Origin of the sequence: Lacimicrobium alkaliphilum, from assembly GCF_001466725.1 — a bacterium.
Classification (GTDB): Bacteria; Pseudomonadota; Gammaproteobacteria; order Enterobacterales; family Alteromonadaceae; genus Lacimicrobium; species Lacimicrobium alkaliphilum_B.
In genome coordinates this window covers 3,899,068-3,917,355 of record NZ_CP013650.1, presented here as the reverse complement: position 1 = coordinate 3,917,355, position 18,288 = coordinate 3,899,068, and the positions used below count along the sequence as shown (strand labels likewise).

Genomic DNA, 18,288 nt, shown 5'->3' with positions numbered 1-18,288 from the left:
GCAACAGGCGCGGATAAATGATCAGCATAGCCTGAATATACCGATGGACTTGAGCACCAGCAAGGAAGCAATTGTAAGCTTTAGTTATTAGCCGCCGACACTGTACTTAAAGCACTTGTCTGAATTTTTATAAAGAGAAACTGAGCTTACTGGATTCTGCATGCCAAACATGAACAGCTCTCCGGCAAGCTCGTAACAATGAAGTCTGACTATTGCGTTGTGTTTAAGTCAGAAAGTCAGCCAATTTGTGTCTTTCCACTTTACCAAGTGGATTACGGGGAATAGCTTCTAACTGGATGATTTTCTCAGGCAACTTAAATGTGGCAATCTTACTTTGTTTCATAAAGCTGACCAGTTGCGCGAGTGTTATCTCTTTTCCCGGGTGAGTAACGACAAAGGCTGCAACCCGCTCTCCCATAATATCGCAGGGGTAGGGAGCGACGGCGGCTTCAACAATATCCTGATGGGCGTTTATAAGTGTATCCAGCTCAGCCGGAGAAATATTTACTCCCCCTCTTATAATCAAATCTTTACAGCGTCCCCTGAAATGATAAAAAGCCTGATCATATTGACTGATTTCAAACAGATCCCCTGTCCGGTAGTAGCCATCAGGGGTGAAAGCTTCGTCGGTAAGCTTGTCAGCACCATAGTAGCCATCAAAAACACTCGGCCCCTTTATTTGTAGCTCACCCTGAATACCTGGTTGCTCTATGATTTCTCCACTGGTTCGATCAACGATGCGGGTTTGCAGGAATTTGTGCGCGCGGGGAAAGAGTTGTGCCCGCTTTTCACTTGATGTTGTTTCATTAGGCCCGCAAAGCAGACAAACACCTTCATTCGAGCCAAAGTGATTGACAATTTCTATATCAAAGCGTTCCTTAAAGCCCTCTACCATCCAGGTATCCAGTGGCGCAGAGCCTGAGCCTATGGCTCTGATGCCGGAAAAGTCGCACTGTGCCAGCAAGGCTTCATTCTTGAGAATGTTATTTAATAGCGCGGGGGGAGCCAGAGTGTAGCTGATCTTTTCAGACACAATCTGACGCAGGAAAAGGGGCAAATCCAGGGGGTGATGCAAGACCAGCTTGCCACCACTGTACAGCCAACTAAGAAATAATCCGCCAATGGAGGCCATATTAATAAACGGAAACGGATTAAGCAGAGCTTCTCCATCCTCAATCTGATTGCCTTCATAGGTTGCCAGACCAACGGTCAGCCATTGATTATGTGAACGGGGAATACCTTTCGGTGCGCCTTCCGTACCTGATGTCCAGCAGATGGTAAATACCTGATCCGCAGTGATATCAACCTCTTTGATATAGGCTTCCAGTGGCTGTAAAGTGTCCACCTGCTGCATCATTTCACTCAGATCTGTAGTGCTTTTCCCATCGAAAAAAGTAAACACTTCGGGTGATGTCTTAAGCTCTGAAGATGCCGACTTCACCGCATCAAGAATATGCTGGGTAAAGTCCTGTTGCTTGAATGTGGCAACGGTTATTACAGCCTTGGGCTGCAGCACGTTGAGAATACGCTGTAATTCGTATTCCTGGTATTGCATGGGAATCGGGCTGACAATGGCTCCCAACTTCGATGCTGCCAGATATACGAGCACCAGCTCAATAATATTTGGCATCTGTACCAGCAGAATATCATCTTTACCAATATCGTTTTTCAACAGAGAAAGCGCCAGCCTGTCAACTTTATCCATTAAATCCGCATAACTTAGCCGCAAAGGCTGAGCACCGGTTAAATCGTATTTATTAAGTGGATCAACAAGCGCAATTTCACGACTTTTCGATTTGGAGGTTTGACTCAGCAAGTTGTGTAGCTTGCGGTCACCCCAGATTCCTTCATCGCGATAGCGAGCGATATCTGAACTACTTGTAGTTATCATAATTACCCCTTTGTTCTAGAGACTAAGATCTTCACCACGGGCCCAATTGGCATGGAATCCATATGGCAAACGATGGGGAAGCTTAATTTTACAAACAGGGCCTTTAGTGATGTCTTTAGCATCGAAAATCAGACAGTAGGAGGTCCAGTCATTGGTGTCGGTGACAAAATTAACCAGGTAACCATCATCTTCCGGGTCGGCGCGAGTAGCCGAGCGTCTGGGACAGAACGGGGTTTCGCTGCCGAATACACCAGGCCCGTAGTCATAACGATCATATTGCCCGGTCTCAATGTCGTATTTCAGCAATGCGCCAAAGGCCAGTGTGCCAACATTGTCCTTATCCCGTTGCATAATATACTGGTTGTAACTGTATTTGCTTTTGTACCCAAGATAGAGCGGGTTAGAGCAACAGAACTCAGTGTTCAGTGTATCCAGATCACCTTCAATAACCTCGCCGGTTTTGAGATTGAATTTCCAGACATACATATTGGCTTCCAGCCGCATATAGGCCAGCATATGAGAGAGCTTACCTTCGCTGGGGTCAGCCTTTGGCATCGGGTTGGTTGACCTGCAACCAACCTGGATCACCCAGTCACCCTCTTCCCAGCAATTTACCGTGTGAAGTATGTAACAGGGTTCGCATTCAAACCATTTCACTTCACTCCCCGCACCATATCTGGGCTGTACACCAAATCTGGTGGGAACATCAGTATGAAACGTCATTACCCGCTTTTTTGTTTTCTTAAGCAGCTCAACATCATGATAAAAGGGGCAGTCATGCAGAATGACATAGTTCTGAGTCACACCGATATCATGGGGCAGGCGTGGGCCGGGTAGCTCAATATCCTGCTGATGTATTACATTGCCCTTCTTGTCGGCAATGCCATAACTCATGTAGGGGAATTCATCGAAGTAGTCAAAGAAGATTAACTCTTCTTTCTCCCAGTCAACTTTGGAGTGAGCTGAAAGCGCGCGTTTGAGCTGGCCATTCAGGTCTTCCCGGCCTACGGTCTCAAGGGTTTTGGTGTCCAGCTTGTAAGGGGTGCCAGCGTTATACCAGAGTGACATGATATGGCCGTTGAAGTACATCACGTCGGTGTTTGACGTATCTTTAATAGGAAAGCCCGGCAAGCTGAAATCGAAAGGTCCCATCACACCAGGCCAGATAGCCTCGTTGGCCTCTTGCTCTTTCAGGTACGCTTCGGTTTTTATCCATCGGTTGCAAAAACGAGCCCGGCCCTGTTTAAAGTAAATGGCATACAACATACCGTCACCATCAAAGGGATGGTAGTTGAAGCGCGGTTCATGCACTGGATTGGGGCCGTTGCGCAGATAAGCGCCATACAGATCTTCGGGTATACTGCCACTGACAATCTCTAATTCGTCGGTATCGGTTTCGATTGTTGTCGGGGCATAGACACCATGCAGATATGGATTGTCTATATTCCTGGTCCATTCAGGGCTATCAGGCGACTCTCGCCCATCCCGGGACAATCTGATGGTATTACGATCGGTGATTTCAAATTGGCTCATGACATATTACTCCCTATTTCCGGGCTTAAGCGTCTGCGTCAGCTCGCTGGCAGCAGAGACGTATTCCCGGGCAAGTAGATTAACGATGCTGGACACATCGGAGACTGATTCTGAAGCTGATACGCCCTGGCCTGCTGCCCAGATATCCTTCCAGCGCTTGTTATCAGCACCGTTGCTGGCAAAATCAATTTTGCCTTTTGCAGTCATATTGTCCGGATCCAGTCCGGCGTTGAGCAGCGACTGGCGCAGCCAGTTGGCTTTGACTCCGGTAATGGCATCTGAGGTTACGATGTCATCAGATGACGCTTCGACGATCATTTGTTTGTACTCGTCTACACAGAGCGCTTCTTTTGTGGGAATAAAACGGGTGCCCAAATATGCAGCGTCAGCTCCCATTGCACGGGCTGCGAACACGTTTTTCCCGGTACTGATGCCACCGCCTAAGACAATGGCGCCATCCCACCACTGGCGTACTTCATTGACAAACACGAAAGGAGAGAGGTATCCGGTATGACCGCCGGCACCGGCTGATATCAGTACCAGCCCATCTACTCCCGCTGACGCCGCTTTCTTGGCGTAGGTTGTATTGACAACATCCGCCAGTACAACACCGCCGTAGCTATGGATGGCTTCAACAACATTCTTTGGACTACCCAGTGCTGTGATAACAATCGGTGGCTTGTATTTGAGGATTACCTGCAGATCAGCTTCAAGACGCGGATAAGAGGGATGTACTATCAGGTTAACAGCCCATGGAGCCGGGTTCTGTGCAGAACTTAACTGCTCCGTTATCTCTGCCATCCACTGATCCAAAATTTCGGGCGTTCTGGCATTGGGTGTGGGAAAACTCCCCACTATTCCCGACTTACACGCGTTAATGACCATTTCCGGTCCGGAAATTAGGAACATCGGCGCCTGTAAAGCCGGTATTTTCAATCCGGCAAGCAGTTTCTGAGCTTGATTCATAACACCTTCTCTTATCATCGAGATGCATCTGTTCCATAGCGAAACAATATGCATACATTTCATTTACACTTATGATTGAATAGAAAGACTTATAATGCAAGTAATAGTTTTAAAGGCTATTCAGGAGGGAGCTGCAAGAGCTAGTCAGGGAAATATTTTTGTCATCGGGGACATTGTCCCTGACAAAAAAACGCAAACAGCATGAAAAATGAAAGTCTTGCACTGCCAGTTTTGCCCTGATATTGTGAATGTAACTTTCAATATAGTACCTACTTGAGGTGGAATGTGCTACAGACAAATGATGTGGATTGGTTTGCAGAGCATCGGTCAACGCTGAGCAAAGCAATTGACGCCTGTAACCATCGATACGCATGGACCGCTTATGCCGAATCGCCAAGCAGTAAAATTCACGGAAAAGAACCGCCTATCCAGGGAAAAGCCAATTTTGAGCGAATGCTGAACCGGGACTTTCCCCTGACAATGCCAGGCGAGGTGGGCCGGATTGGTGAAGAGGTTTCACCCTATACAAGAGAGCCTCTGGGTATCAGCTATCCCAGGGTTGATGTAGAAACGCTCTATCAGGCTATGGCAGCTGGAAAAGAGCAGTGGGCTGAGACCTCTGTTAATACCCGCTTTGGTGTTTGCCTGGAGATACTGCATCGTTGCTCGCAGCAGTTATTTGAAAATGCTCATGCCACCATGCATACATCGGGGCAGAGCTTTATTATGGCATTTGCCGGCAGTGGCGCTAACGCGCTGGATCGGGGGCTTGAGGCTCTGGCGTATGCTTATAAAGCGGTGCAGGATATCCCGCCTACAGCCAGCTGGCAGCGACGTTTTGGCTCGGGACCGGAGATCCAGCTGGAAAAGGAATATAAGCTGATGCCGGTCGGCGTGGCAGCCGTGATTTGCTGTGCAACTTTTCCGTTATGGAATGGTTATCCGGCCTTAATGGCGAGTCTGGCAACAGGCAATCCAGTGGTGATGAAAGCCCATCCTAATGCCACTTTGCCAGTGGCGATGCTGGTGCGTACCTGTCGCGAGGTGCTTGCTGAGGCCGGGTTTGATCCAAACCTGGTGACACTGGCGGCAGACACGCGTTCAGAGCCTGTAGCCAAAACGCTGCTGGAACATCAGGATACCGCGATCGTCGATTTTACCGGCAGTCCGGCCTTTGGTAGCTGGATTGAGCGCCATTGTTCACAGCTGCAGGTTTATACTGAAACAGCGGGGTGTAACTCGGTGGTTATCGAATCAACGGATAACCTCAGCGCCATGGCAACAGCAATTGCACAATCGCTGTGCCAGGCTTCGGCACAAATGTGTACCAGTGTGCAGAATATTCATATTCCGGCCGCAGGAATTATGGCTCAGGGCCGTCAAATCAGTTTTGATGAGGTGGCAGGTGCGATTGTCGAAGCGGTCAATCAACTGTTGGAAAAGCCGGAGCAGGCGGCATTTCTGTGTGGAGCGTTGGTGAATGATGATATTCCTGACACCATCAGCCGTTTGCGCAGCGAGGGTAACAAGGCAGGCCGCATATTGCGTGACTCGGCACCATACGCTCATCCGCAATTCAGCCATGCCCGCACCGCTACGCCGCTGATTTTAGAAGTCAGCCAGCAGCAAAAATCGCTCTACAGTCAGGAGTTGTTCGGGCCAATTTCGTTTATTATCAAAGGCCAGGACAGTGACGATTGTCTTATGGCGGCCAGCAGTGATGCGGCTGATTACGGTGCCATCACCTCCCATGTTTACTCAACGGATGAGGCATTCATTCTCCGGGCACAACAAAGCTTCAATCGTTCCGGTGCTTCTCTTGCCTGCAACCTGATCAACATGCCCATCAATTTTGCTGCAGCGTATAGTGACTTTCACGTCACTGGTCTGAACCCTGCCGGTAATGCATGTTTGACCGATCTTGCATTTGTCTGTCGTCGTTTTCGGGTGGTTCAGAATAAGGTCATGAAAGCATGACCGGAGTGGCCATAGTGGGTGCGGGTATGACTGCACTGGGAAAATTCCCTGAGGCTTCGGTTAAATCTCTGACTCAACAGGCTGTTGGCGAAGCCTTAAAGGATGCGGGCTTGGATATCTCGTCGGTGCAGGCGGCCTGGTTTTCTAATTCAAGGCAAGGCTTGTTTGAAGGTCAGAATGGCATTCGTGGGCAATGTGCGTTGCGGCCCTTAGGAATCGGACCCATACCCATTACCAATGTCGAGAATGCCTGCGCGTCGGGTTCAACAGCTCTTTTCAATGCAGTGTCACATATTGCGGCCGGATTCTGTGATGTGGCGCTGGTAGTGGGGGCAGAGAAAATGTACTTCCCCGACAATCGGCCAATGATGTTCAGGGCTTTTCTGGGAGGCACCGATATTCACCGGCTGGAGGAGTTCGAGCGTAAGGTCGCTGGTTGGGCGCAAAACCTGGTACCCGAAGAGTTTACTGATCAATCACAAGTACAGCGCAGCTTCTTTATGGACAGTTATGCCGGCCAGGCAAGGTTGCATATGCAAAAATTTGGTACAACCCGTCGGCAACTGGCTGCAGTAGCGGCGAAAAATCATTGGCACTCGACCATGAACCCGCTGGCCCAGTATCAACATGATATGAGTATCGATGAAGTCCTCGCCAGTCGTTCCATCAGTTGGCCACTAACCCTGCCTATGTGCGCCCCTATTTCTGATGGTGCAGCGGCATTAGTGCTTTGCTCAGAAAAAATGGCCCGATCTTTATATGCAGACAAGGCAATAGGGATTCGCGGGATCAGTTTGCTTACAGGTATATCAAGAGCTGACTCAGATTTCTCTCAGCATATAGGCCGGCTGGCTGCCCTGGATGTGTATGAAAAGTCCGGGATTGAACCTACGGATATTGATGTGGCTGAGGTGCATGATGCAACCGCTTATTCAGAAATCCAGCAGATCGAAAATCTGGGTCTATGTCCGATTGGAGAGGGCGGTTCTTTTAGTGAGGCCGGCCATACACGTCTGGGTGGGAAAGTTCCTGTTAATACCTCTGGAGGGTTGATCTCAAAAGGCCATCCAGTGGGTGCCACCGGGCTTATGCAAATACAGGAACTGGTAGCACAGTTGCGCCATCGGGCCGGCAAGCGACAGGTACCAGATGCACGCATTGGTGTGGCGGAAAATGGCGGTGGTTTCTATGAGAACGAAGAGGCCACCACAGTAATAACAGTATTGGAGAAAATAAAATGCTAGCCAATTCAGCAAGTTTACCCTTGCCAATTGATTACTTGTACAAAGGGCTGGCTATTAATCCGAATGCGCCTGCGGCCACAGACAGCCAGGAAACGGTAAACTATCAGGAGCTGGTATATCGTGTGGAGGCGTTAGCTTTAGCTCTACATGAACGTTATCCCTCTGGTGCCCGCATTGCGTTATGCGCGGAGAATCATATCGGCCACCTGACCGCTTACCTGGCTATTCTCGCTGCCGGTTGTATCTGGATCCCCGTTAACCCCAAAAACGGTGCAAGCTTAAACCGGCAACTGCTGGAGCAATCCTCACCTTCACTGGTGATTGTTGATGAAGCCAGCCAGACGACGCTACCAGAAGGAATCACTGTTCCGGTAATGTCGCTGACCTCAACAAGAGACACTGACCAGAGCGCCCAGGCACTGGTTGAGAAATATTATCAAATGCCCTTCACTGCGATGCGCCCCGAACCGCAGGAAATTATGGCGATCAAATTTACCGGCGGCACCACAGGTACGCCTAAAGGTGTAATGCAGTCTCATCATAACGTTTCCGCGGTTGTGGAATCGCTCCGGGAACTGTATGAATTTGATCAACATGACTGCAACCTGGCTGTTGCACCACTGACTCATGGTGGTTCCCATTATATTCTGCCGGTTCTGGCCGTCGGGGGCCGGCATATTCTGCTGGAAAAACCTGAGGTCAGCAGAATTATGCAGGCGTTTGCGTCGTCAGTCAGCATCTGCTTTATGCCCCCCACCCTTATTTACAAAATATTCGATACACCAGGTGTCAGTGCAAGAAACTTTCCATATCTGCGTTTTCTTACCTACGGCGCGGCGCCCATGCCTACCTCACGTATTCGTCAGATAAGAGCTCTGATAGGAGACCGGCTCTCTACTTTATACGGTCAGACAGAAGCTCCAATGGTCATCACCGCGCTGAGTAGTAAAGATATGGCTGATCCCGCCCTACAGCTTTCAGTGGGTAAAGCCTGTCGCTTCAGTGAGGTGGCAATTATTGGTAAAGAGCAATCAATGCTTGGCCCCAGGGAGGTGGGCGAGATTGCTGTGCGGGGCGACATTGTTATGAGCGGATATTATCAACAGCAGGATGCAACGTCAGGGGCATTCTATCAGGGCTGGCTGCTGACCGGAGATCTGGGCTACCTGGATGAGCAGGGCTATTTATTTATTCAGGGTCGCTCCAAAGAAGTCATTATCAGCGGCGGCTTCAATGTTTATCCGGCTGAAGTAGAAGCGGCATTGTTTGCTCTGGACAGCGTTGCGGAAGCCGCAGTATTTGGCCTTCCGGATCCTTACTGGGGCGAGCAGGTAGCGGCAGCGGTAGTTCTCAGCGAACCAGGGATTGCTGATGAAACTGAGCTAAAAGCAGCATTAAAAGACTCTCTTGGGCCAGTCAAAACACCAAAAGCTTTTTATTTTCTGGACGCACTGCCACGTAACCCGGTTGGCAAAGTTGTGCGCAGAGACATCCGGCAGTTAATCGCCAAGCAACAGGAGCAGGATCATGCGTGACACCAATCTCAATACGCAATATTCAGAGATGTCCGGAATCGAGCGTTTAAAACTCTTCGCTGAGGATGGCAAACGGGGAGGTATGGATAAAAACCTCGGATATGGATTTACCCATATCGAACCCGGTCAGGTGCAACTTAGCTATACGCCCAAAGAGCAACATATGAACCTTATTGGTTCGCTGCACGGTGGTGTGCTGGCTGCATTGCTGGATGCTGCAATGGGCTGTTCTGTGCTGACACTGCTGGATAATCAGGAGCGCTACACCATGATTGACCTTAACACTAAATTTATAAAAGCCATTATGGATTTTGAGCAGCAATTGACGGTCATTGGTGAGGTTGATCATGCAGGTCGGCGTACTTTTGCGACCAGCGGCAGGATACTCGATAGTCAGGGGCGCCTGATTGCCAAATCAATGGCCAATGCCATCAGGATTTAGTCCCATCTTTATTATTTGTGGAGTATTACACCATGACCAAGGTCTATGTACTGGGCGGCGCACAAACTGACTTTGCTGTTAACTGGGCAAGACAACAGAAAGATATTTATGATTTGTTTGAGCAGAGCCTGAATCAGGCCCTCTGTGCAAGTGCCATTGATGCGTCTGATATTGATGTTGCCCATGTCGGTAACTTTATTTCATCCCTGTTTACCGGGCAGGCTCATCTGGGGGGATTTTTTGGCCATGCTAACAAAGCCTTGGAGCATGTTCCCAGTTCACGCCATGAAGCCGCCTGTGCTTCTGGTTCGATGGCGCTGCTGGCGGCGATGCGGGATATAGAGTCAGGGCACTACCAGCTTGCCTGTGTGATGGGCATTGAACTGATGCGCAATGTCGACGGCGCCACTGGCGCCGCGCATCTGGGCGCTGCTGCCTGGCGAGGTAAAGAAACACTGGGCTGCAACTATCCCTGGCCGCGCATGTTTGCGGACTTATTCGAAGAGTATCAACAACGATATAACACTGATATTGGTTACCTGCGACGTATTGCCGAAATTAACTTTGCCAACGCCAGACAAAACCCAAATGCGCAAACCCGCAACTGGCGCTTCGGGCCCGATAGTTTTAGTGCGGACGAACAGGCCAACCCGGTTGTGGAAGCGCCGTTACGCAAGCAGGACTGTGGCCAGATTACAGACGGCGCTGCTGTGTTATTCCTGGCCAGTGAGGCGTACGCCGCCCGTTATGCAAAACAACGGGGGATAGCGCTGCAAAGCCTTCCTCACATAAAGGGCTGGGGCCATCGCTGTGCACCTATGCTGCTAAAACACAAACTTATGCAAAGCCGGGAGGCTGAACTGATCTTTCCCTATGTGCGTGGCACTTTCACCGATGCCCTGAGCCGTGCCGGACTGGCTGATATCAACAGTCTTGATGGGATGGAAGTGCATGATTGCTTCTCGATGACCGAATATATGCTGATTGACCATTTGGGGCTGACCGCACCCGGTCAATCCTGGCAGGCGATAGAAGAAGGGACAATCGAGAGGCAGGGCAGCTTTCCTGTTAACCCCAGCGGCGGTCTGATTGGCCTCGGGCATCCGGTCGGTGCCACTGGTGTACGAATGATGCTGGATGCGTACAAGCAGGTTCGCTCTGAAGCCGGTGCTTATCAGGTTGAAGGGGCAAAAAATTTCGGAACATTCAATCTCGGTGGCAGTGCCACCACCTGTGCAAGTTTTATTTTAGGAGTCTGATATGACCCAAGCCTATATTTACGACGCGATCAGAACACCCCGCACCAAAGCCCGTGAAGAGGGGGAACTGCATGATTTAATGCCCTATGACCTGCTTGGCACCTTGTATACCGCTCTGCAAAACCGCACCCAGCTTGATCCAGAGCTGGTCGGGGATGTGATTCTTGGCTGTGCAACACAGGCCGGAGAGCAGGCGGCCAATATTGCCAAAACCTCTACTCTGTATGCCGGCTGGCCGGGCAGCATACCGGGCATCACTGTTAACCGCTATTGCTCTTCAGGAATTGACGCGATCAATATGGCCGCCATGAAAGTCATGTGCGGAATGGATCAACTGGTCGTCGCTGGCGGGGTGGAAATGATGTCCAGAGTGGCGATGTTATCGGATAAGCCCAGGCCTTTTATGGATGCCAAGCTGGCCGCCAGAATGGGCATGTTTATGATGGGCAGTGGCGCTGATTTAATCGCTTCGCTGCACGGCTACAGCCGGCAAGAAGTGGATGCGGTGGCCTTGCTCAGCCAACAGCGGGCAGCACATGCCAGGGAGCAGGGTTACTTTAAATCCGTTGTCCCTGTTACTAATCCGGTCAAAGGCTGTGAGGTCACACAGGACAAGCTTATAAGAGAAAAGACCAGTGCCGAATCGCTGGCGAAAATGTCTTTGGCCTTTGCCGATATGGGCGCCAAGGGTGTTGATCAGATGATGTTGCAGGCGTTCCCCCAATTAGAGCAGATGACACATGTACACACCGCCGGTAATTCTCCTGCCATGGCTGACGGTGCTGCAGTTCTGTTGATAGGTTCACAGGCAGCAGCAAAACAGCTGAGTCAGCAGCCCAGAGCCAGAATTGTGGCGATGAAGAATGTCAATGATGATACGCGCATGGTGGTGGGGGGGTGTGTCGCCGCTACCCGGGCGTTAATGGCTGAGCAGGGACTGACCAGTGACGATATCGATCTGTTTGAGATTCACGAGGCCTTTGGCGCAACGATATTGCGCTGTAAACAAGAGCTTGAAATTGATGACAGCAAGCTGAATGTCAATGGAGGTTGCATTGCCCTTGGTCACCCATTGGGCGCAACCGGCGCAATGATGGCGGGTACCCTGCTGGATGAACTGGAAAGACGAAACCTTAAAACCGGCATTGTTGCCGCGAGTGGCGCCGCGGGCACCGGAACCGCACTGATGATAGAGCGCGTATAGGGGGCCTGCATGTCTGTTATTACCTTAGTCCGCCATGGTCAGGCCTCATTTGGTGCCGACAATTATGATCAGCTCAGTGCCCTGGGCGAGCAACAATCCATCTGGCTTGGTGAGCATTGGCAGCAACTTGGTATCCGCTTTGACCATATGGTTACCGGCAATATGCGGCGTCATCACCAAACGGCCAGCGGAATGCTGCAGGGTTTGGCGCAAGACGCCGACCCCGAGGCTGTTAACAGTCTTAATGAGTATAGTTTCGAGGGCCTTTTAGTCCCTTTCAGACAGGCATTCTCTGCTGACTGGCACGCCACTGACCAGCCTCGCAGAGATTACTATTACAACATGAAAAAAGCCCTGCATTTTTGGTCGCAGGGGATCATTGAGACCGATGGCTCTGATAGCTGGGACAGTTTCAATAAGCGCGTCATGGAGAGCTTTTATCAGCTGTGTGGAAAGCGGAATAAACAGTTGGTGATCGTCAGCTCTGGTGGTGTTATCGCGACCATAATTGGTTCGCTTCTTGGTATCAAATCAGAGCAGATTATCGAGCTGTCGTTGCAAATTAAGAACTCTGCGGTGAGCTCGTTTTTATACAACGGCAAAGACTTTTCTCTGACCGGTTTCAATGATCTCAGTCATCTGCTCAGTTCCGACAAGCAGTCTTTTATTACCTACTCGTAAGCAGGCCAGAACAATGAATACTTTCAGCGAAAAATCCCTTAATTTGCAGGTCAAACTGCAGGATTTTATGGATCAGTATGTATATCCGAATGAGCAGCTATACCGTCATCAGCTGAACAGTGCCGGTAACCGTTTTGCCGTGCTGCCTTTGATGGCAGAGCTTAAAGAAAAGGCGAAAGCACAAGGGTTATGGAATCTGTTTATTTCAGATAGACATGCTGAGTACAGTGATATCGGGGGATTGAGTAACTTTGACTATGCGCCTCTGGTAGAAATCATGGGGCGTGTAACCTGGGCTTCAGAGATATTTAATTGCAATGCGCCTGATACAGGGAATATGGAGGTGCTGATGAAATACGCGAATCAGCACCAGCAACATAACTGGTTAACGCCGCTGCTGGCGGGAGAAATCCGTTCATCCTATGCCATGACCGAACCCCAGGTTGCATCCAGTGATGCAACCAATATTGAACTGAGTATACAAAGAAAGGGCGATCAGCTTATTTTAAACGGGCGCAAGTGGTTTATTACCGGTGCCATGTATGAGCTGACCCGACTTTTTATCGTTATGGGTAAGACGGATGCCGGGCATCCGGATAAACACAAGCAGCAAACGCAGGTGCTGGTGCCGAAAGACACACCGGGAATACGTATTGTCAGGCCACTGACTACTCTGGGATATGACGACGCGCCTGTTGGTCACGCAGAGCTGGAGTTTACTGATGTAAAAGTGCCTATCGGAAATATTCTGCTGGGCGAAGGCCGGGGTTTTGAGATTGCACAGGGACGACTGGGGCCTGGACGTATACATCATTGTATGCGTTTGATTGGTCTGGCGCAGCGGGCGCTGGAACAGAGTTGTCAGCGCTCAACACAGCGCACAACTTTTGGCAGAAAACTCAGCCAGCATCAATCTGTACGGGAAGATATTGCTAAATCCTTTGCTGAGATTCAGATGATGCGACAGTTGGTGCTGCAATGTAGCGCCAAAATGGACGAAGTCGGGCCGCAGGCGGCCCGGGACCTGATAGCCGCATGTAAAATCAGTATTCCACTGATGACGCAGAATATCATCGACCGCTGCATGCAATTGCATGGTGCCGGAGGATTAACCGAAGACTATTTTATGGCAGAGGCGTTCAATTATGCGCGCTGGTGTCGCCAGGCAGATGGTCCGGATCAGGTACATCAAATGGCGCTGGGTAAGCAGATCATCAAGGCATATGCCTCAGTCAGTGGGGGTAAGGATGAGTGATTTTAACCTGTCATCACTTTGCTTATATTTGAGCGGAAAAATTGACGGATTCCGTGAGCTGACTTCGGCAGAAAAGTTTAATGGTGGGCAATCTAATCCAACCTATCTTCTGCATGCGGGTAACCGGCGTTATGTGTTGCGGCGCAAACCCTCTGGTCCGTTGCTTAAATCTGCACATGCTATCGACAGAGAATTCAGGGTGATGCAGGCCCTGCAACACACAGATGTGCCGGTTGCCCGGCCCCTGCACTATTGCGCAGACGAAACGGTGATCGGCACGGCCTTCTATGTAATGGAATATATTCAGGGCAGGGTGATGTGGGATCCGGCACTTCCTGACATCAAACCACTACAGCGTGGCGACATCTATCGGGAGATGCTCAGAGTCCTGACGGCATTACACAAGGTGGACCCTGACGCCTGCGGGCTGGCAGATTTCGGCAAGCCCGGCAATTACTACCAGCGGCAGATTAGTCGCTGGAGCAAGCAATATTACGCGTCGGCCGGTGAACCTCATCCGGGCATGGAAGCACTGATAGTCTGGCTGTCAGCGAATATGCCTGAAGATGATGGTAAGACCAGTCTGGTACATGGCGACTTCCGGTTAGACAATATGATGTTTGACATAGAGCGTCCCCGGGTTCTGGCCTTGGTGGATTGGGAGCTGTCCACACTGGGTCACCCTTATGCTGACCTTGCCTATCAATGTATGCAGTTGCGTATGCCGCATAATCAAATAATGCCGGGGCTGGGGGGACTGGACCGCGGAGCGTTGATGATACCGACTGAACAGGAATATGTTGAGCAGTATTGTCAGATGATGGGGATCGCAGGTATACCCAACTGGAATTTCTATCTTGTATTCAGCTTCTTCCGTCTTATCGCTATTTTGCTTGGTGTTAAGCAGCGAGCCCAGCAAGGCAGTGCCTCCAGTGATAAAGCGATGGAAATGGCCAGTCTGATCGAGCCGCTGACAGAGCTGGCGCTTCAGATATGTAATGAGGATTAATCTATGAGTCATCCCCAGTCATTGTTATCTATGCAGGGACATGTTGCCCTGGTTACGGGGGCTTCAAGCGGATTGGGCGCCCATTTTGCACAGGTTCTGGCAACTGCCGGAGCCCATGTAATACTCGCGGCGCGGCGTAAAGAAAAACTCAATCAACTTTGCGCCCGGCTGAAAGACGCCGGGCATAGTGCAAAGGCCATTGCCATGGACGTTACCTGTCCTGAGAGTATTGACGCCGGTATTGAGGAAACTGAAGCATCGGCAGGGCCGGTAAGTGTGTTAATTAACAATGCCGGTGTTGCTGACCCCAAACGGTTCCTCAACATCGATCAGGCCAGTTGGGACTTCACTATGGATACCAATCTCAAAGGTGCCTGGCAGGTGGCCAGTAAAGTGTCAAAGCGTATGCTTGAATTACAGATCTCGGGTCGTATCGTTAATATTGCCTCGATACTGGGGCTCAGAGTGGGTTACGGTGACAGCAGCTATGCAACATCCAAAGCCGCCTTAATACACCTGACCAAATCAATGGCACTTGAGCTTGGCAGAAAAGGAATACGGGTGAATGCACTGTGCCCCGGATACTTCAAAACAGAGATAAATCAGCACTATTTTGACTCGGAAAAGGGCCAGCAGTACCTCGCCGGAATATTGCCGAAACGGCTGGGGCGTGCCCATGAACTGGATGTCCCGTTACTGATGTTATGCAGTGATGCCGGTTCATTTATCAATGGCATTGCATTGCCGGTGGATGGCGGCCATCTGATAGGTTCTCTTTAAGAAGCTTACCCTCTCAGCCATTGCATTAACGCCTTTGTCCGCACCGTGACCTGAACTTGTCAGCAACAACTTAGAGGGCATGAGATAATGCCTTTGGGGCTAAAAAAACGCCGCCTGAAAAGGCGGCATTCTGAACACAGAACGTGAGTTCACTTAATAAAAGTTATAGGTTAACTCAACTGCAATGCTTCTTGGTCGCTCGTAAATACCATAGTAGGCGACACCGGTTCCCCCGGTAAGCGTGGTAGAAAAAGGCAGCGAATTTGACAGGGTCATGACACGCTCATCGGTAATGTTGTTGGCAATAAGGGCGACCTGCCATTTGTCATCGTAATCTGCCAGTGCCACTCGCGCGCCGAACCGGGTGAAACTCTCCTGGACGTTATTGGGGTCAATGGTTACACCCGCATTGTATTCGTCGCTGTACTCCATGTTCAGGCCATAAGTGATATAGCCCCAGTCACTGATATCCTGTTCATACTGGAGTCTGATATTGCCGGTAAGCTCAGGCGTATAAATTGCGCGTTCACCGGATAGGTTACATAAACCTTCAACGCTGGAACTCGGCACCTGATTGGGCAATACCAGCGCAGGGGCGCATTGCGCCACATCGAAATCAAGATATTCAAAGTCAAGATAGGCTAACGATCCGCTAAGAACCAGCGACTCTGCCAGTAGCCAGCGGCCATCTAACTCTATGCCTTTGATTTCTGCTTCTGCGGCGTTTTGCACATTAAAGCCGACGACACCATCAAATTGCGTCACCTGAAGATCGTCATAGCGTGTAAAAAAGGCTGCGGTGTTTAACTCGAGTACACCAAAGCTGAATTTGCCGCCAATTTCATAGCTGGTTGCCTGTTCGTCTTCAAATTCAAATGAACCAGGGTTGACCGGATGATCAGGATAGCTGTTTGATCTGATATCAAAGCCACCGCCCTTACTGCCCCGGGTATAGGAGGCATACAGCATGGCGTTATCATCTAACTTGTACTGAAGATTCACAAGCGGATCGAGCTGAGATTCTTTACGACTTCCTTCCAGCTCATGGGCATAGATCTTTATGGCGCCCATCATAGTTTCAAAGCCTGCCTGTGGACCGAAAGCCGGTGAGCCCTCAAATAAGGCATTGGCAGGAATACCGCTGGTGTTTTCGCCTAACAGGTTAAGTATCCGGTGGGCGTCTTTTTCTTCATTGCTGTATCTGGCGCCGGCGGTGACAGACAGTGCTTCAGTAAGCTGCCAGTCGAACTGTGCAAATGCAGAGAATACCTGTGAATCCTGTGAAAAATCCCGATCCCAACTGCCATTAACTACAGGAACAAAGGCCGGACTTGCGGCAAATGTACTACCAAACAAAACATTGTCGTAGGTAATCAGTTCATTATCCTGCAAGTAGATCCCTGCAATATAACTGAAATCACCATCGGTAGGCGACGCAATTCTTAGCTCCTGACTCCATTGTTTAAATCGTTCTCCCTGATTTGAACCATTGAACAGATCCAGTCCTGTATAATCCACATCAATCAGTTCATCAGTATCGTATTTCAGGTAAGCAGTTGTGGAAGTGAGGGTGTAGTCATTATGGTCGTACTCCACCTTCAGCATAATATTGTCGACTTTATTATCGCTATCCTGGCCATTGCTCTGGCTCTTATAATCTTCATCTGTTTCTACATACAGAGGGCCACTGAAAATAGTTGAGTAACTGCCAATGGGAGAGTGGTTCTCAATGGCTCGCCCGAGCGTATCAAAAGTGGAACTCTCCGCTTTTAACAAAATGTTGAGATCGTCATAGTCCCACTCCAGTAAACCCCTCAGATAAAGCTGTTCGACATTGGGCTCCATACGATCCAAAGTGACGTTCTCTATCCAGCCATCCATCTCGCGATATGAGGCAACAAAGCGACCTTTAACATGCTCCGATAAGGGCCCTGAAATGATGCCAATGGTTTTCATTTCTTCCTGCTCAAATTCATACAGAGTAGAGACTGACGCCTCAAAGTAATCAGTAGGGCGAGCCGAAGTTAAACTGATTGCACCTGCAATCGCATTTTTACCGAATAATGTTGGCTGTGGTCCACGCAGTATCTCGACCCGTTCCAGATCAACCAGGGGTAATTGAATAAGCTGGTCGCGACCGTAATACACTTCGTCAACATACATGGCAACAGATTGCTCGAACCCCTTGTTGCCGCCAGATGATATGCCGCGGATACCAATTTGATTAGTAATTCCGGATTTTGTAATGGTCAGGTTCGGTACCGAAGCCGAGACATCTGATAAATTATTCATGTTGGAATTTTTTAAAACATCACCGGAAATGGCATTAATGGATATAGGGACATCCTGTAATCCCTGGGTGCGTTTCTGTGCAGTTACTTCTATTACCTCCAGAGCTAACTCAGATTCTGACTCAGCCGTTTCTTGTGCAATAAGGTTAAAACTATGTCCCAACAATATTGCAGAGATACAAATCGCTACAGGCTTCTTTTTATACTCATTTCGCATTGAC

14 protein-coding genes are annotated in these 18,288 nt (G+C 49.7%); 10 read left to right on the top strand and 4 right to left on the bottom strand.

All coding sequences use genetic code 11. The features are described 5' to 3' along the window. Nucleotides 1–223 precede the first annotated feature (223 nt). Genes AT746_RS17505 through AT746_RS17495 form a run of 3 tightly spaced genes read right to left on the bottom strand, consistent with a single transcriptional unit; the run spans nt 224 to nt 4,390 of the window. A complete protein-coding gene (locus AT746_RS17505) occupies nt 224–1,891 on the bottom strand; it encodes a class I adenylate-forming enzyme family protein (protein WP_062483094.1) in 1,668 nt (555 codons plus the stop codon). A gap of 15 nt (nt 1,892–1,906) precedes the next feature. Next, nucleotides 1,907–3,424 carry a carotenoid oxygenase family protein gene (locus AT746_RS17500; RefSeq protein ID WP_062483091.1) on the bottom strand — a complete coding sequence of 506 codons (1,518 nt, stop codon included), beginning with the start codon at nt 3,422–3,424 and terminating at the stop codon, nt 1,907–1,909. 6 nt (nt 3,425–3,430) lie between these two features. Beyond that, entirely contained in the window at nt 3,431–4,390 is a 960-nt protein-coding gene (locus AT746_RS17495) for an NAD(P)H-dependent flavin oxidoreductase (protein ID WP_082633426.1), read from the bottom strand. Between the two features lie 285 nt (nt 4,391–4,675). On the opposite strand from AT746_RS17495, the gene paaN reads away from it, so the two are divergent. Genes paaN through AT746_RS17445 form a run of 10 tightly spaced genes read left to right on the top strand, consistent with a single transcriptional unit; the run spans nt 4,676 to nt 15,776 of the window. Beyond that, nucleotides 4,676–6,367 (top strand): phenylacetic acid degradation protein PaaN, encoded by a 1,692-nt coding sequence (gene paaN / locus AT746_RS17490; protein ID WP_231730968.1) that lies wholly within the window; start codon nt 4,676–4,678, stop codon nt 6,365–6,367. Further along, nucleotides 6,364–7,611: a thiolase family protein gene (locus AT746_RS17485; protein WP_062483081.1), complete on the top strand. Its 1,248-nt coding sequence runs from the start codon at nt 6,364–6,366 to the stop codon at nt 7,609–7,611. The genes paaN and AT746_RS17485 overlap by 4 nt, the downstream gene beginning before the upstream one ends. Next, nucleotides 7,605–9,146, top strand: coding sequence for a class I adenylate-forming enzyme family protein (locus AT746_RS17480; RefSeq protein ID WP_062483078.1), 1,542 nt, complete (start codon nt 7,605–7,607; stop codon nt 9,144–9,146). The genes AT746_RS17485 and AT746_RS17480 overlap by 7 nt, the downstream gene beginning before the upstream one ends. Next, nucleotides 9,139–9,588, top strand: coding sequence for a PaaI family thioesterase (locus tag AT746_RS17475; RefSeq protein WP_062483075.1), 450 nt, complete (start codon nt 9,139–9,141; stop codon nt 9,586–9,588). The genes AT746_RS17480 and AT746_RS17475 overlap by 8 nt, the downstream gene beginning before the upstream one ends. 32 nt (nt 9,589–9,620) lie before the next feature. After that, on the top strand, nt 9,621–10,847 hold the full coding sequence (locus tag AT746_RS17470) for an acetyl-CoA acetyltransferase (RefSeq protein WP_062484371.1): 1,227 nt from the start codon (nt 9,621–9,623) through the stop codon (nt 10,845–10,847). Between the two features lies 1 nt (nt 10,848). Then, nucleotides 10,849–12,051 (top strand): acetyl-CoA C-acyltransferase, encoded by a 1,203-nt coding sequence (locus tag AT746_RS17465; protein WP_062483072.1) that lies wholly within the window; start codon nt 10,849–10,851, stop codon nt 12,049–12,051. A 9-nt stretch (nt 12,052–12,060) separates the two neighbouring features. Beyond that, the gene (locus tag AT746_RS17460) at nt 12,061–12,732 is read left to right on the top strand and encodes a histidine phosphatase family protein (protein ID WP_062483069.1); all 672 of its coding nucleotides are present in this window, start codon (nt 12,061–12,063) and stop codon (nt 12,730–12,732) included. A gap of 13 nt (nt 12,733–12,745) precedes the next feature. Further along, nucleotides 12,746–13,987: an acyl-CoA dehydrogenase family protein gene (locus tag AT746_RS17455; protein WP_062483067.1), complete on the top strand. Its 1,242-nt coding sequence runs from the start codon at nt 12,746–12,748 to the stop codon at nt 13,985–13,987. After that, nucleotides 13,980–14,996, top strand: a complete 1,017-nt coding sequence (locus AT746_RS17450; protein ID WP_062483064.1) for a phosphotransferase family protein — start codon at nt 13,980–13,982, stop codon at nt 14,994–14,996. The genes AT746_RS17455 and AT746_RS17450 overlap by 8 nt, the downstream gene beginning before the upstream one ends. A 3-nt stretch (nt 14,997–14,999) precedes the next feature. Beyond that, the gene (locus AT746_RS17445) at nt 15,000–15,776 is read left to right on the top strand and encodes an SDR family NAD(P)-dependent oxidoreductase (RefSeq protein ID WP_062483061.1); all 777 of its coding nucleotides are present in this window, start codon (nt 15,000–15,002) and stop codon (nt 15,774–15,776) included. 153 nt (nt 15,777–15,929) lie between these two features. Here AT746_RS17445 and AT746_RS17440 read toward each other — a convergent pair whose 3' ends face one another. Beyond that, nucleotides 15,930–18,284 carry a TonB-dependent receptor gene (locus AT746_RS17440; protein ID WP_062483058.1) on the bottom strand — a complete coding sequence of 785 codons (2,355 nt, stop codon included), beginning with the start codon at nt 18,282–18,284 and terminating at the stop codon, nt 15,930–15,932. Between the last annotated feature and the right edge of the window lie 4 nt (nt 18,285–18,288).

Excerpts from the sequence above, each read along its gene's own strand:
- AT746_RS17505 (WP_062483094.1), bottom strand. The coding sequence starts at position 1,891 with ATGATAACTACAAGTAGTTCAGATATCGCTCGCTATCGCGATGAAGGA.
- AT746_RS17500 (WP_062483091.1), bottom strand. The coding sequence starts at position 3,424 with ATGAGCCAATTTGAAATCACCGATCGTAATACCATCAGATTGTCCCGG.
- AT746_RS17495 (WP_082633426.1), bottom strand. The coding sequence starts at position 4,390 with ATGAATCAAGCTCAGAAACTGCTTGCCGGATTGAAAATACCGGCTTTA.
- AT746_RS17485 (WP_062483081.1), top strand. The coding sequence starts at position 6,364 with ATGACCGGAGTGGCCATAGTGGGTGCGGGTATGACTGCACTGGGAAAA.
- AT746_RS17480 (WP_062483078.1), top strand. The coding sequence starts at position 7,605 with ATGCTAGCCAATTCAGCAAGTTTACCCTTGCCAATTGATTACTTGTAC.
- AT746_RS17475 (WP_062483075.1), top strand. The coding sequence starts at position 9,139 with ATGCGTGACACCAATCTCAATACGCAATATTCAGAGATGTCCGGAATC.
- AT746_RS17470 (WP_062484371.1), top strand. The coding sequence starts at position 9,621 with ATGACCAAGGTCTATGTACTGGGCGGCGCACAAACTGACTTTGCTGTT.
- AT746_RS17465 (WP_062483072.1), top strand. The coding sequence starts at position 10,849 with ATGACCCAAGCCTATATTTACGACGCGATCAGAACACCCCGCACCAAA.
- AT746_RS17460 (WP_062483069.1), top strand. The coding sequence starts at position 12,061 with ATGTCTGTTATTACCTTAGTCCGCCATGGTCAGGCCTCATTTGGTGCC.
- AT746_RS17455 (WP_062483067.1), top strand. The coding sequence starts at position 12,746 with ATGAATACTTTCAGCGAAAAATCCCTTAATTTGCAGGTCAAACTGCAG.
- AT746_RS17450 (WP_062483064.1), top strand. The coding sequence starts at position 13,980 with ATGAGTGATTTTAACCTGTCATCACTTTGCTTATATTTGAGCGGAAAA.
- AT746_RS17445 (WP_062483061.1), top strand. The coding sequence starts at position 15,000 with ATGAGTCATCCCCAGTCATTGTTATCTATGCAGGGACATGTTGCCCTG.
- AT746_RS17440 (WP_062483058.1), bottom strand. The coding sequence starts at position 18,284 with ATGCGAAATGAGTATAAAAAGAAGCCTGTAGCGATTTGTATCTCTGCA.